Annotated in this window: 7 protein-coding genes; 5 read left to right on the top strand and 2 right to left on the bottom strand. The window is 65.6% G+C overall.

Annotated elements, in window-relative coordinates:
• Nucleotides 1-38: 38 nt before the first annotated feature.
• Nucleotides 39-2,075, bottom strand: coding sequence for an FAD-dependent oxidoreductase (locus ACPFMA_RS08395; RefSeq protein ID WP_425929960.1), 2,037 nt, complete (start codon nucleotides 2,073-2,075; stop codon nucleotides 39-41).
• A gap of 183 nt (nucleotides 2,076-2,258) precedes the next feature.
• On the opposite strand from ACPFMA_RS08395, the gene ACPFMA_RS08390 reads away from it, so the two are divergent.
• Both ACPFMA_RS08390 and ACPFMA_RS08385 read left to right on the top strand, forming a co-directional pair.
• Nucleotides 2,259-3,368 (top strand): carbon-nitrogen hydrolase family protein, encoded by a 1,110-nt coding sequence (locus tag ACPFMA_RS08390; RefSeq protein WP_420059353.1) that lies wholly within the window; start codon nucleotides 2,259-2,261, stop codon nucleotides 3,366-3,368.
• A gap of 4 nt (nucleotides 3,369-3,372) precedes the next feature.
• Complete coding sequence (locus ACPFMA_RS08385) at nucleotides 3,373-4,413, top strand: AraC family transcriptional regulator (protein WP_064303511.1); 1,041 nt, start codon at nucleotides 3,373-3,375, stop codon at nucleotides 4,411-4,413.
• A gap of 361 nt (nucleotides 4,414-4,774) precedes the next feature.
• On the opposite strand, the gene ACPFMA_RS08380 is transcribed toward ACPFMA_RS08385, so the two are convergent.
• The gene (locus tag ACPFMA_RS08380) at nucleotides 4,775-5,635 is read right to left on the bottom strand and encodes a DUF2242 domain-containing protein (protein ID WP_064303510.1); all 861 of its coding nucleotides are present in this window, start codon (nucleotides 5,633-5,635) and stop codon (nucleotides 4,775-4,777) included.
• A 203-nt stretch (nucleotides 5,636-5,838) separates the two neighbouring features.
• Here ACPFMA_RS08380 and ACPFMA_RS08375 point away from each other — a divergent pair, with 203 nt between their 5' ends.
• The 3 genes from ACPFMA_RS08375 to ACPFMA_RS08365 all read left to right on the top strand — a co-directional run bounded on the left by ACPFMA_RS08375 (nucleotide 5,839) and on the right by ACPFMA_RS08365 (nucleotide 12,724).
• Nucleotides 5,839-7,503 carry a cyclic peptide export ABC transporter gene (locus tag ACPFMA_RS08375; protein ID WP_425929959.1) on the top strand — a complete coding sequence of 555 codons (1,665 nt, stop codon included), beginning with the start codon at nucleotides 5,839-5,841 and terminating at the stop codon, nucleotides 7,501-7,503.
• A 327-nt stretch (nucleotides 7,504-7,830) separates the two neighbouring features.
• A complete protein-coding gene (locus tag ACPFMA_RS08370) occupies nucleotides 7,831-10,221 on the top strand; it encodes a TonB-dependent siderophore receptor (RefSeq protein ID WP_425929958.1) in 2,391 nt (796 codons plus the stop codon).
• A 265-nt stretch (nucleotides 10,222-10,486) separates the two neighbouring features.
• Nucleotides 10,487-12,724: a TonB-dependent siderophore receptor gene (locus ACPFMA_RS08365; RefSeq protein WP_009403121.1), complete on the top strand. Its 2,238-nt coding sequence runs from the start codon at nucleotides 10,487-10,489 to the stop codon at nucleotides 12,722-12,724.
• Nucleotides 12,725-12,904: the final 180 nt, after the last annotated feature.

The following is a 12,904-nucleotide window of genomic DNA, read 5'->3' as shown; positions in this document are numbered from 1 at the left end:
CGCGGGTGAACCCGCTCCCACAGGGGACGCAGTGCTTTTTAGAGTTCAGCAGCCAGCCGCGAACCCTGGTTGATCGCCCGCTTGGCATCCAGTTCAGCCGCGACGTCCGCGCCACCGATCAGGTGCACCGACTGCCCCGCGGCCACCAGCGCATCCTGCAACTCGCGCAGCGGATCCTGCCCGGCGCAGATCACCACGTTGTCCACCGCCAGCACCTGCGGTTCGCCCTCGCCGATGCGGATATGCAGCCCGGCATCGTCGATCCCCAGGTATTCGACGCTGTTAAGCATCTGCACGCGCTTGTTCTTCAGCCCGGTGCGATGAATCCAGCCAGTGGTCTTGCCCAGGCCATCGCCGACCTTGGTTTTCTTGCGCTGCAACAGGTACACCTCGCGCGCCGGCGCATGAGGCTCGGCCTTGATGCCGGCGACGCCACCACGGGCCTCGAGCGCCGCGTCGATGCCCCATTCCTTCCAGAACGCCGCACGGTCCTGGCTGGTGGCGACCCCTTCGTGCACGAGGAACTCGGACACGTCGAAGCCGATTCCGCCCGCGCCCACCACCGCCACCTTGCGGCCCACCGGCTTGCGCTCCAGCAGTACGTCCAGGTAGGTCAGCACCTTGGCGTGGTCAATGCCCGGGATCGCCGGCAGACGCGGCACGATACCGGTGGCCAGGATGATCTCGTCATAACCGCCGGCCACCAGTTGCTCGGCATCCACGCGGCTGTTCAGGCACAGCTCGACGCCGGTGGTTTCCAGCTTGCGACCGAAGTAGCGCAGGGTCTCGTAGAACTCTTCCTTGCCTGGCACGCGCTTGGCGACATTGAACTGCCCGCCGATCTGCCCGGCGGCATCGAACAGCACCACCTGGTGCCCGCGCTCGGCCGCCACGGTTGCCGCCGCCAGGCCGGCAGGGCCGGCGCCGACCACGGCGATGCGCTTGGCCTTGGTCACCGGGATGTAGTTGAGCTCGGTTTCATGGCAGGCGCGCGGGTTGACCAGGCAACTGGTGAGCTTGCCGCCGAAGGTGTGGTCCAGGCAGGCCTGGTTGCAGCCGATGCAGGTGTTGATTTCGTCGGCGCGGCCCTCGGCCGCCTTGTTGACGAACTCCGGGTCGGCAAGGAACGGCCGGGCCATCGAGACCATGTCGGCATCGCCCTCGGCCAGCACCTGCTCGGCGACTTCCGGGGTATTGATGCGGTTGGTGGTGATCAGCGGGATCTTTACCGCGCCGCGCAGCTTGGCAGTGACCTTGCTGAACGCCGCCCGCGGCACCTTGGTGGCGATGGTCGGGATGCGCGCCTCGTGCCAGCCGATCCCGGTGTTGATCAGGGTCGCCCCGGCCTTTTCGATGGCCTGGGCCAGTTGCACGATTTCTTCCCAATTGCTGCCGCCTTCCACCAGGTCGAGCATCGACAGGCGGAAGATGATGATGAAGTTCGGCCCGACCGCCTCACGCACACGGCGGACGATCTCTACCGCCAGGCGCATGCGGTTCTCGTAGCTGCCACCCCAGCGGTCGGTGCGCTGGTTGGTGTGGGCGGCGAGGAACTGGTTGATGAAGTAGCCTTCCGAACCCATGATCTCGACGCCGTCGTAGCCGGCACTTTGCGCGAGTTGCGCGCAGGTGACGAAATCGGCGATCTGCTTCTCGATGCCCTCCTCGTCCAGTTCCTTGGGCTTGAACGGGTTGATCGGCGCCTGGATGGCGCTTGGCGCCACCTGCTTCGGGCTGTAGGCATAGCGCCCGGCGTGGAGGATCTGCAGGCAGATCTTGCCGCCGGCCTCGTGCACGGCACGGGTAACGATCCGGTGTTTTTCCGCCTCTTCAGGCGTGGTCAGCTTGGCCGCGCCGGAGTACACCCCGCCTTCCACGTTCGGGCCGATGCCGCCGGTCACCATCAGGCCCACGCCGCCCCGGGCACGCTCGGCGAAATAGGCAGCCATGCGCTCGAAGCCGTCGGGGCGCTCTTCCAGGCCGGTGTGCATCGAGCCCATCAGGGTACGGTTGCGCAGGGTGGTGAAGCCAAGGTCCAGGGGGGCGAGCAGATGCGGGTACTGGGCGGCGGTCATGATGATCTCCACGGCGAATCACGGAATGCGGGAACCTCGCAAGCGGGCCCCGTCGATTGGTCTGGAGCCGACATTAAAGCGCCCCCCGCCGTCGCTCAATGACCGAAAATGACAAGTTATTGATCCAAACGCACCAGGGCGATTACCCTTGGTGGCGAATTCCTTGCCGGCCTTGTCCGCTTCATGCGCAAACTTCTTTCAGGCGCCCTGGCGCTTGTCCTCCTGGCCGCCTTCGGTGGCTACATGCTCTGGGCCGAGCAGCGCCCGGAGGGTCATTACCTGTCCGACCTGCGCGTCGAACTGGCCCTGGACCAGGGCATCCCCAGCGGCCAGGGCAACCTGCTCGGCATCGAGCCGACCCTCTACCCCGGCGACTACCAGAACCTCACCCGCCTGCACCGCAAGCTTGCCGCGTACCTCGAGCAGGCGCGGGTCAAGGGCCTGGTCAACGAACGTACCGTGGTCATCCTGCCGGAACATATCGGCACCTGGCTCTGGGCCCGTGGCGAAAAGCGCGAGATGTACCAGGTCACCCGCCTGCGCGAAGCGTACCAGTGGCTGGAACTGAGCAACCCGCTGCGCTATGGCCTGGCGATGTACAGCGCCACCGGTGACGACCGCCGCAGCGATGCGCACCTGCGCATGAAGGCCGGGCAGATGGCGGCGGATTACCAGAAGCTGTTCGGCGACCTGGCCCGGGAGTTCGGCGTGACCCTGGTGGCGGGTTCCATCGTCCTGCCCGAGCCCTGGCTCGATCACGGCGTGCTGCGCACCGGCTCCGGCGCCCTGTACAACGCCAGCCTGGTGTTTTCCGGCACGGGTGCGGTGCTCGGCCAGGTCCATCGCCAGCAATATCCGGACAGCAACGTACGGCGCTTCATCGACCCGGGCGAAGGCCAGGCGCCGCAGGTGGTGGATACCCCGGCGGGACGCCTTGGCGTGCTGATCGGCAGCGATGCCTGGTACCCGTCGAACTACCAGCGCCTGGCCGTGCAGAACGCGCAGATCATCGCCAACCCGGCCTTCGTCGGCAGTTGGGAAGGGCCGTGGCGCGGTAACCGGCACCAGGAACGGGCCTCGGAACTGGATCTGCAACCCGGCGAAACCAGCGAGGAACAGGCCTGGTATCACCTCAGCGAAACCGCGGTACCGGCCGGTATCGCCAGCATGAGCGTGTTCCTGCGCGGGCAGTTCTGGGAGGTTCGTGGCGAAGGCCTGGGCTTCGCCAACCTCAATGCCCTCTACCACGCCAGCGCCAGCCACGGCGCACGTCTGCTCAACCTGTGGCTGTAGGCCGATGAACCGGCCACGGGTGCGGCTCGGGGATCTGTCGGTGGGTTTCATCCAGAGCCTGGAACGGGCGCTGGACGAGCTCGGCCATGACCCGCGCCCCCTGCTCGAGCGCTATGGCCTCACCCCGGCGCGGCTGGCCGAGGCCGGCGGGCGCTTGTCGATCCCGCGCTTCATGCACCTGGGCCATGCCGCCATCGAGCAAAGCCGGGAACCGGCCCTGGGCCTGTGCATGGGGCGCCATAGCCGCCTGGGCCAGCTCGGGCTGGCCGGGATTACCGCCGCCCAGGCGCCGACCCTGGGCGAAGCGGCGCGCACGCTGCTGCGCTTCGAGCCCTTGTACGCCGCCAATTACCGCGGCCAGTCCAGCTTCGAGGAAGACAGCCAGGGCGCCTGGCTGCGTTTCTATTCCATCAGCCCGTACAACGCCTACAACCGCTTCGTGGTCGACTCGGTGCTGTCCGGCTGGCTGGCGCAACTGTCGGACCTGGCGGGCCAGGCAGTGCAGGCCGAGCGCATGGAAATCGAATTCGACAGCCCGCCCTACGCCGAGCGCTACCAGGCGCTGAGCCTGGCCCCGGTGCAGTTCGGCGCGCAGAACAACCAGCTGCGTCTTGCCCGAGCGACGCTCGGGCTGCACAACCCGGCGCATTGCCCCAGCACCTGGCAGCACCTGTTGCAGCTGTGCGAACAGGAACTGCTGGAGCGCACCCGTATTCGCAGCCTGGGCGAACGCATCGCCCATCTGCTCGGCCCATTGCTCAATGGCGGCCGCGAGCCGGACCTGGAGGAAGTCGCGCGACGCCTGCAGCTGCCGACCTGGACCCTGCGCCGCAAGCTGGCCGAGGAAGGCACGCAGTTTCGCGCCATCCTCAACGACACCCGGCGGGACCTGGCGATGAGTTACATCCGCGATACAGAGCTGGCGTTCGGCGAGATCGCGTATTTGCTGGGGTTCGCTTCGGCGGAGGCATTCCAGCGGGCGTTCAAGCGCTGGAGCGGGGTGACACCGGGGGAGTTCAGGCGCAGCCAACGAAGAGGCGAATAACTCAACCGCGACGCGGACCCTGTGGGAGCGGGTTCACCCGCGATTGCTATGGTGACTTCACTACCGTAATCGCGGGTGAACCCGCTCCCACAGGGTCCGCGTCGTCAATAAAAAAGGGCCGGTTTTCAAAACCGGCCCTTTTTTATTGATTCACAGCTCCGTCGCATCATCCGCCGGCTCCGGCACGTCCAGCTCCGAAGCGTGAAATTCGAGTAGTTCTTCCTGATAGTCGTCCATATTCCTGCTCCGTGTCTTCGTCTGTTTGTGTCCTGATTCACCCTAAAGTGCACCGGTGAAGGAAAAATGACAACAGCGTGTCCGAAAATAAACGTAGCAGGTGTTACAGGATTTATCCCGCGGGCTAGAGCGGTGCGGAAGGATCACCGTTGGTCGCCGGAGGCGCGGGTTCGTTCACCGCTGGCGTGGTCGGCTCCGCAGTCACCGGCGCAACCTGTTCGGCGGTGATGGGCGCAGCCTCGGCAGGCGGCGCCACTGGCTGCGAGCCCTGGCTGTCGTCCAGCACCGGCGCAGCCTGGGTTTCGGCGGCCGGCGCCGCGACCGGAGCGGTTTCGACCGGCGCCGCAGCCGGCACCTCGGCCTGGGGCGCAGCCAGCGCCGCCGGTTCCGGCACGCCCAGCTCGGCAGCCGGCTTGGCCGGCACCGGCGCTTCAGGCGCAGCGGCCTGCTTCTTCGGTGCCGGCGGCAGGAAGCTTTCCACCAGGGCGAAATAACGCTCGTAGAACTGTGCCGAGGTCACCGTCTCGCTTGCCACCTTGACCATCGAGTCGTCGGTGGAGCCGATCGGCATCGACACCGAGCCCAGCACACCCACGCCAAGGCTTGCCGAGGTGTTGGACTTTTTCAGGGCATAGCGGTCCTGCAGGGCATTGGCGAACACGGTGGAGCGCCCGCCGCCGCCCATGTCGTCGGCGCAGACGACATTGAAGCTGATCTGCATATGGCTTTCGCCGGTCTGCTGGAAGCTCTTGTTGCCGTTGACCTGGCCCTTGTCGGCCGTGGTGATGATGTAGCCCTGGCTGAGCAGCGCACGCCGCGCGGCTTCGCAGGAGCCGGCCTCGCTGACCGGGAAGCTGCGCGAATAGGTGCCCGAATCGTCGAAGTTCTCGTGTTCGTACACGGCGGCCTTCTTCGAGCTACAACCGGCGACACCCGCCAGCACAAGGGCCAGCCCGAGCGCAGCGCAGATGGTTGACTTGGACATTGCACATCCTGGAGAGGAAAAACGAACGGCGCCTATTGTGCTACAGCTGGCCGGGCACTGAAACCGCCAGGGCGCGAATCGGCGACAGAATTCATCTCGCCGACACGCGGTCGCAGCGCCTCGCCGCGCTAAATTTCCGGCGCCCGGGCTCGTCCTCTCCCTGACGGCGCAGAGCCCGTTTGCCCGCATTCCGAGAGAACCGCATGACCCTCAAGACCGAAAGCCTGGCCCGGGAAACCCTGAGAATCCTCAAGCCCTACTGGTGGCTGGTGGTTCTGTCCACGGTGCTGGGGATCATCAGCGGTCTGAGTGTCACCGGCCTGCTCGCCACCATCAACCGCGCCATGACCCAGGACGGCGGGCCCGGCCTCGATGTCGCGCTGCTGTTCGCCGGCCTCTGCGTGCTGACCCTGGCCTGCTCCACCGGTTCCAGCCTGCTGAGCAACCGGGTCGGCCAGCGCGTGGTGGCCAACCTGCGCCGCGAACTGGCGGCAAAGATCCTCGTCGCGCCCATCGAGCAACTGGAGCGCTACCGCTCGCACCGGCTGATCCCGGTGCTGCTCAACGACGTCACCACCCTGAGCAACTTCGCCCTGTCGGTGGCGCCCATGGTCATCGCCTTCACCGTGACCCTCGGCTGCCTCAGCTACCTGGCCTTGCTCTCCTGGCAGATCCTGGCCCTGACCCTGCTCACCGTGATCACCGGCACCGGCGCCCAGTACCTGGCGCACCAGGCCGGGATGCGCAGCATCCTCCGCGCCCGGGACGGCGAGGACGAGCTGCAGAAGCATTACCAGGCAATCTCCGCCGGAGCGAAGGAGCTGCGCATCCACCGCCGCCGACGCCAGCACCTGCTGGACGAGCGCATCCACGGCACCACCGAGCGCATCTGCACCTCGAACATCCGCGCGGCGAACATCTTCGTCAGCGCCGAGACCTTCGGCTCCATGCTGTTCTTCGCCGTGATCGGCATCGCCATCGCCTTCCAGGCGCTATGGCCGGCCACCGACAAAAGCGTGCTGGGCGGCTTCGTGCTGGTGATGCTGTATATGAAGGGCCCGCTGGAGCGCCTGATCACCGCCCTGCCGATCATCTCCCGGGCGAAGATCGCCCTGCGCCGGATCGCCGAGCTGTCGTGGCAGTTTTCCTCGCCGGAGCCGCACCTGCTGGTCAACGACCGACCGTCGAGCCTGGGCGCCATGCAAACCCTGGAACTGCGCCAGCTTCGCTACGATTACCCGCCGGTGGACGGCGTCGACTCCTTCCACCTGGGCCCGGTCAACCTGAGCATCAAGCAGGGCGAGATCGTGTTCATCGTCGGCGAAAACGGCGGCGGCAAGACCACCCTGATCAAGCTGCTGCTGGGCCTGTACCCGGCGCAACAGGGCGAGATCCTGTTCAACGGCCAGGCGCTGGCCGCCGAGCAGCTGGACGACTATCGCCAACTGTTCACCACCATCTTCGCCGACTACTACCTGTTCGATGACCCGCTGCCAGGCGATGCACCGGTGAGCGCCGATGCGCTGAAATACCTGGAACGCCTGGACATCGCGCACAAGGTCGGCATCCGCGACGGCGCCTTCACCACCACCGACCTCTCCACCGGCCAGCGCAAGCGCCTGGCGCTGATCAGTGCCTGGCTCGACGAGCGCCAGTTGCTGGTGTTCGACGAATGGGCCGCCGACCAGGACCCGGCCTTCCGCCGGGTGTTCTACACCGAGCTGCTGCCGGAACTGAAGCAACAGGGCAAGACCATCATCGTGATCTCCCATGATGACCGCTACTTCCCGGTGGCTGATCAACTGGTGCGCATGCAGGGTGGGCGGATCACCGTGGAGCAGGTTCAGGACAGCGCCATTCCTGCCTGAGTTTCTCTGATTCGACGCGGACCCTGTGGGAGCGGGTTCACCCGCGATTACTCTGGTGAATTCACTACCGCAATCGCGGGTGAACCCGCTCCCACAGGGTCCGTGGTGCCTGCCCGATAACACACCATTCGTCGCCCAAATCCCCCCCTCACCCGCCCTCGCCAGGCCCCGGCGGGCGAAAGTCTTTGCGCGGGACAATATGAAAATGTTTAGAAATGGATATCATTAACGTCGCGTGATAAGCCATCACCCTGACATCAACTGATTTCCAGATCCCGCCCAATGCACAGACTGCAACGACGCTGTTCGCTTCGCCTCGCGTGGCTGATGAAGCAGTGGCTACGCCGCTTGCCCGCGCCCCTGGCGAGCACCGCGCTGCTGGCATTCGGCAGCCAGGTGCAGGCCCAGGACGTCAGCTTCGACATCCCGGCGCAACCGCTCTGGAGTGCACTTCAGGAATGGGGCCGGCAAAGCGACCTGCAGGTTCTGGTCAATCCCGAGGCCATCCAGGGCAAGACCAGCACCCAGGTGCGCGGCCGCTACCCGCCGGAGCAGGCGGCGCGGATCCTTCTGCGCAACAGCGGACTCGACTTCAGCCTGGCAGGCGATACCCTGACCCTGACGATGCGCCCTGCCACGGCAACCCTGGACATCAACCCGACCTCGATCAGCGCCGAGCCCGTCGAGCCGACCACCGAGGGCACCGGCTCCTACACCACGCCATCGTTGACCATCGGCAAGGCCGCCGAGTCGCTGCGCCGTACGCCGCAGTCGGTCACGGTGATGACCCGCCAGGTGATGGACGACCGCAACCTCACCAGCCTCGACCAGGTGCTGGCGCAGACCCCGGGCATGACCTTCGGCCAGCGCAACTACGGCTCGCACCTGTACCAGTCGCGCGGCTTCGTGGTGAACGACGAAAGCTACATGATGGATGGCATCCCCGGGCAGGCCTACAACCCCACCGCCTGGCTGCCCACCGACATGGCCATCTACGACCGCGTCGAAGTGCTGCGCGGCGCTGCCGGGCTGCTGATCGGCGCGGGCAGCCCGGGCGGCGCGGTCAACCTGGTGCGCAAGCACGCCACTGCCGAACCGCGCCTGAGCCTGACCGCCCGCGCCGGCTCCTGGGACAGCTACCGTCTCGACCTCGATGCCGGTGGCAAGCTCAACGACCAGGGCACCGTGCGCGGACGCTTCATCACCGCCTATGAGGACGACGGCTCCTACCTGGACCAGAAACACACCAGCGCGCCGCTGTTGTACGGCATCGTCGATATCGACCTCGACGACGACACGGTACTGACCAGCAGCCTGCGCCATCAGTCGAGCACGGTCCGCGGCTATTCGATCTTCGGCCTGCCGCGGCATACCGATGGCAGCGCCCTGGACGTACCGCGCTCCACCGCCCTGGTGCAGGACTGGAATCGGCACCAGCCACGGATCACCGAGGTGTTCAACGAAATCACCCACCGTTTCAACGAAGACTGGACCGGCAAGCTGTCGCTGATCCATTCCGAGGGTGGCTTCCACCAGTCGATCGCCTACGCACGCGGCGCCGTGGATCCGACAAGCGGGACCGGCGCGCAGTTTCGCGGCGTCGAGTTCCGCCACACCGACATCGACGGGACCGGGGTGGACAGCGTGCTCGACGGGCATTTCGAGCTGTTCGGCCAGGCGCACCAGATCACCAGCGGGATCAACTGGTCGCGCCAGGCGATACTGGAAAAGCGCGCGCCGGTGGCGTTGAGAATCCCCATCGACCTGGACGACGTCGATCATCACGCCTTCCCAAAACCGCCACGGCCGGCCTGGTCGTCGATCAACAAGGTGATCGACGAGCGCTACGGGATGTTCGCCAAGGCCAACCTGCACCTGTCCGATCCCCTGGCGCTGATCCTCGGCGCGCGGCTCAGCTGGTACACCTACGACTTCGACTACCGCATCGGCGGCGGCGACTTCACCGACCACCAGCAGGGCCGTGTCACCCCGTTCGCCGGGTTGATCTACGACCTCGACGATGACTGGTCCTGGTACGCCAGCTACACCGATATTTTCCAGCCGCAAAGCATCTACCGCTCGGTGGATGGCTCGACCCTCGACCCGGCCATCGGCGCCAGCTACGAAACCGGGCTCAAGGGCGAACTGCTGGACAAGCGCCTGAATGTCTCGGCGGCGCTGTTCTACATCCGCCAGAAGGGGGTCTACGCCATCGACCCCGCCAGCGAGGGCAAATGCCTGACCAACGATGTCGCCGGCACCTGCTACATCAACGGCACGGTCCAGCGCAGCCGCGGCGTCGAGCTGCAGGCCAGTGGCGAAGCCCTGCCCGGCTTGCAGTTGCTGGCCGGCTACACCTTCAACCTGACCCGCAGCAGCGCCGGCGGACCGGTGTCGCCGGAAACCCCCAGGCACCTGCTGCGTGCCAGTGCCAGCTACACCCCGCCCGGCGCCTGGCACCGCCTGAGCCTGGGTGCGGGCGTCTCGGCCCAGTCCGGCTACCGCAGCGATGGCGGCCAGGGCATTGACTACGGCGCGCCCGGCCATGCGGTGTGGGATGCGCGCATCGCCTGGAGACTCGATGACCACTGGACCCTCGGCCTCAACGCCGACAACCTGTTCGACCGCACCTACTACACCGCCGCAGCCGCCCTGGACCGCGGCACCCTCTACGGCGACCCGCGCAGCTACGTGCTGAGCCTGCGCGGCGATTTCTGATTTTCAGACGCCCCCTGTCGCCACGAATCGACGGTATCAAGGCGCCATAAATCCGACGATCTGCGCCCAAAAACCGCCATTGCGCAGCAAACAACGGAAAGTGAAATTTCCGTTAAATCCTCGCACCTGCAACTCGTTCTCTATAACGACAAAACGCGCTCCGCCAGGAAAGACCCGGCCTTGCCACGACGCCGGCGCAGAAGCGAGCCGTTGACTCAGCAACGCCAACACTCACGACACAACCCTTAGAACGAGTCTTCTGCACATGCACACACCGTCCCGACTTACGCCCTTGAGCAAGGCCTTGCTGCTGCGCCAGGCCGCCTTCGGCCTGGCCTTGACCCTGCCCTTCGCTGCCCAGGCCTATGCCCAGGAAGCCGAGGCCGAGACCGAGGCCCAGGCCGCCAACGGCGCCCCGGCGACGCTGAACCTGGCACCGACCAACATCAACTCGCAGGTGCTGGGCACTACCACCGAGAACACCGGTTCCTATACCACCGGGGCGGTGACCATCGGCAAGGCGGCGCAGTCGTTGCGTGAAACCCCGCAGTCGGTGACGGTGATGACGCGGCAATTGATGGACGACAAGAACCTCACCAGCCTTGACCAGGTGCTGTCCAAGACCCCCGGCCTGTCCTTCAGCCAGCGCAACTTCGGCTCCCACGTCTACCAGTCGCGCGGCTTCGTGCTGAGCGAAGACAGCTACATGATCGACGGCATCCCCGGCCAGGCCTACAACATGAGCGGCTGGATGGCTCCGGACATGGCCATCTACGACCGCGTCGAAGTCCTGCGTGGCGCCTCCGGCCTGCTGGTCGGCGCCGGCAACCCGGGCGGAGCGGTGAACCTGGTACGCAAGCGCGCCACCTCGGAGCCGCAGTTCTCCATCACTACCCGCGCCGGCTCCTATGACAACTACCGCGTCGACCTGGATGGCAGCGGCCGCCTGAATGACCAAGGCACCCTGCGCGGGCGCTTCGTCACCGCCTATGAAGACAAGGGGTCCTGGCTGGACGAATACAGCGCCAAAACGCCGCTGCTGTACGGCGTCCTCGAAGCTGACCTGGCCGATGACACCACCCTGACCATGAGCCTGCGCCGCCAGGAAAAACGCATCGACGGCTATTCGATCTGGGCGCTGCCGCGCTACTCCAACGGCCAGTCCCTGGATATCTCCCGCTCCACCGCCCTGGTGCAGGACTGGAACCACCTGAACACCAACATGACCGAGGCGTTCCTGGAGCTGAACCACCGCTTCAACGACAACTGGAGCAACAAGACCTCGTTCACCTGGTCCAAGGCCGACCTGGACATGGTCGCCGCCTACGGTAACGGTGCGATCAACCCGGTCACCCAACGCGGTTCGGTGTTCCAGAACGTCGAGTTCCGCCATACCAACGTCGAAAGCGTGGGTATCGATAGCTTCATGGACGGTCATTTCGAGGCCTTCGGCCAGTCCCACCAGGTTACCCTGGGCGCGAACTGGTCGCGCCAGGACGTGACCGAGCGCCGCGCGCCCTATCGGCGTGCAACGCCGATCCCGATCAATATCTTCGACGTCGATCACCACGCCTTCGCCAAGCCGCAGCGTCCGGCCTGGTCGCTGGTATCCGAGTATGTCGACGAACGCTCCGGCATCTATGCCAACACCCGCCTGCACCTGACCGAGCCGCTGAGCCTGGTCCTGGGTACCCGGGTCAGTTGGTACAAGTACGACTACGACCAGAAACTCGGTGCCGGCAACGACTACCTGACCCAGCAGAACCGCGAGGTCACCCCATTCGCCGGGCTGATCTACGACTTCAGCGAACACTGGTCGTGGTACGCCAGCTACGCCGACATCTTCAAGCCGCAGAACGACCGGACCTGGGACGGCTCGCCGCTCGACCCGGCCATCGGCACCAACTATGAAACCGGGATCAAGGGCGAGTTGTTCGACAAGCGCCTGAACCTGTCGGCGGCGGTCTTCTACATCAAGCAGGAAGACCTCGCCATCAACGACCCTGACGAAACCCACCTGTGCCCGAGCAACCCGAGCATGACCTGCCAGATCAACGGCCTGGTCCAGCGCAGCAAGGGCATCGACCTGGAAGCCAGCGGCGAAGTGCTGCCGGGCCTGGAAGTCCTCGCCGGTTATACCTACAACCGCATCGTCAGCCCGCAAAGCAACGCGCTGACCACCGACACGCCGAAGCACCTGGCACGCATCAGCACCAGCTACACCCCGCAGGACGGCGAATGGAACCGCCTGACCGTGGGCGCCGGCGTCTCCGCGCAGTCGCGCTACGAGAACAAGCTCGCCGGTGGCTATGACTACGGCTCCCCAGGCCGCGCCATCTGGGATGCCCGTATCGGCTGGAAGATCGACGAGCACTGGAAGGTCAACCTGACCGGGGAAAACCTCTTCGACCGCAAGTACTGGTCCACCGCCTCGGGCCTCAACCGCGGCAACGTCTGGGGTGATCCACGCACCTTCATGCTGAGCCTGCGCGGCGACTTCTGATCGTTCGACAGCGGGAAAAACAAAAGGCCAGTCGGATTAACCCGGCTGGCCTTCTTTAATACCCTCTCGAAGAGCACCGCGTACCCTGTGGGAGCGGGTTCACCCGCGATTGCTATGGTGAATTCACTACAGCAATCGCGGCGGTTCGGCGTTCCGATGAACCCGCTCCCACAGGGGCCG

The organism is Pseudomonas sp. NyZ201 (assembly GCF_049860765.1).
Taxonomy (GTDB): domain Bacteria; phylum Pseudomonadota; class Gammaproteobacteria; order Pseudomonadales; family Pseudomonadaceae; genus Aquipseudomonas; species Aquipseudomonas bharatica.
This window is presented reverse-complemented; position numbering and strand designations above follow the sequence as displayed.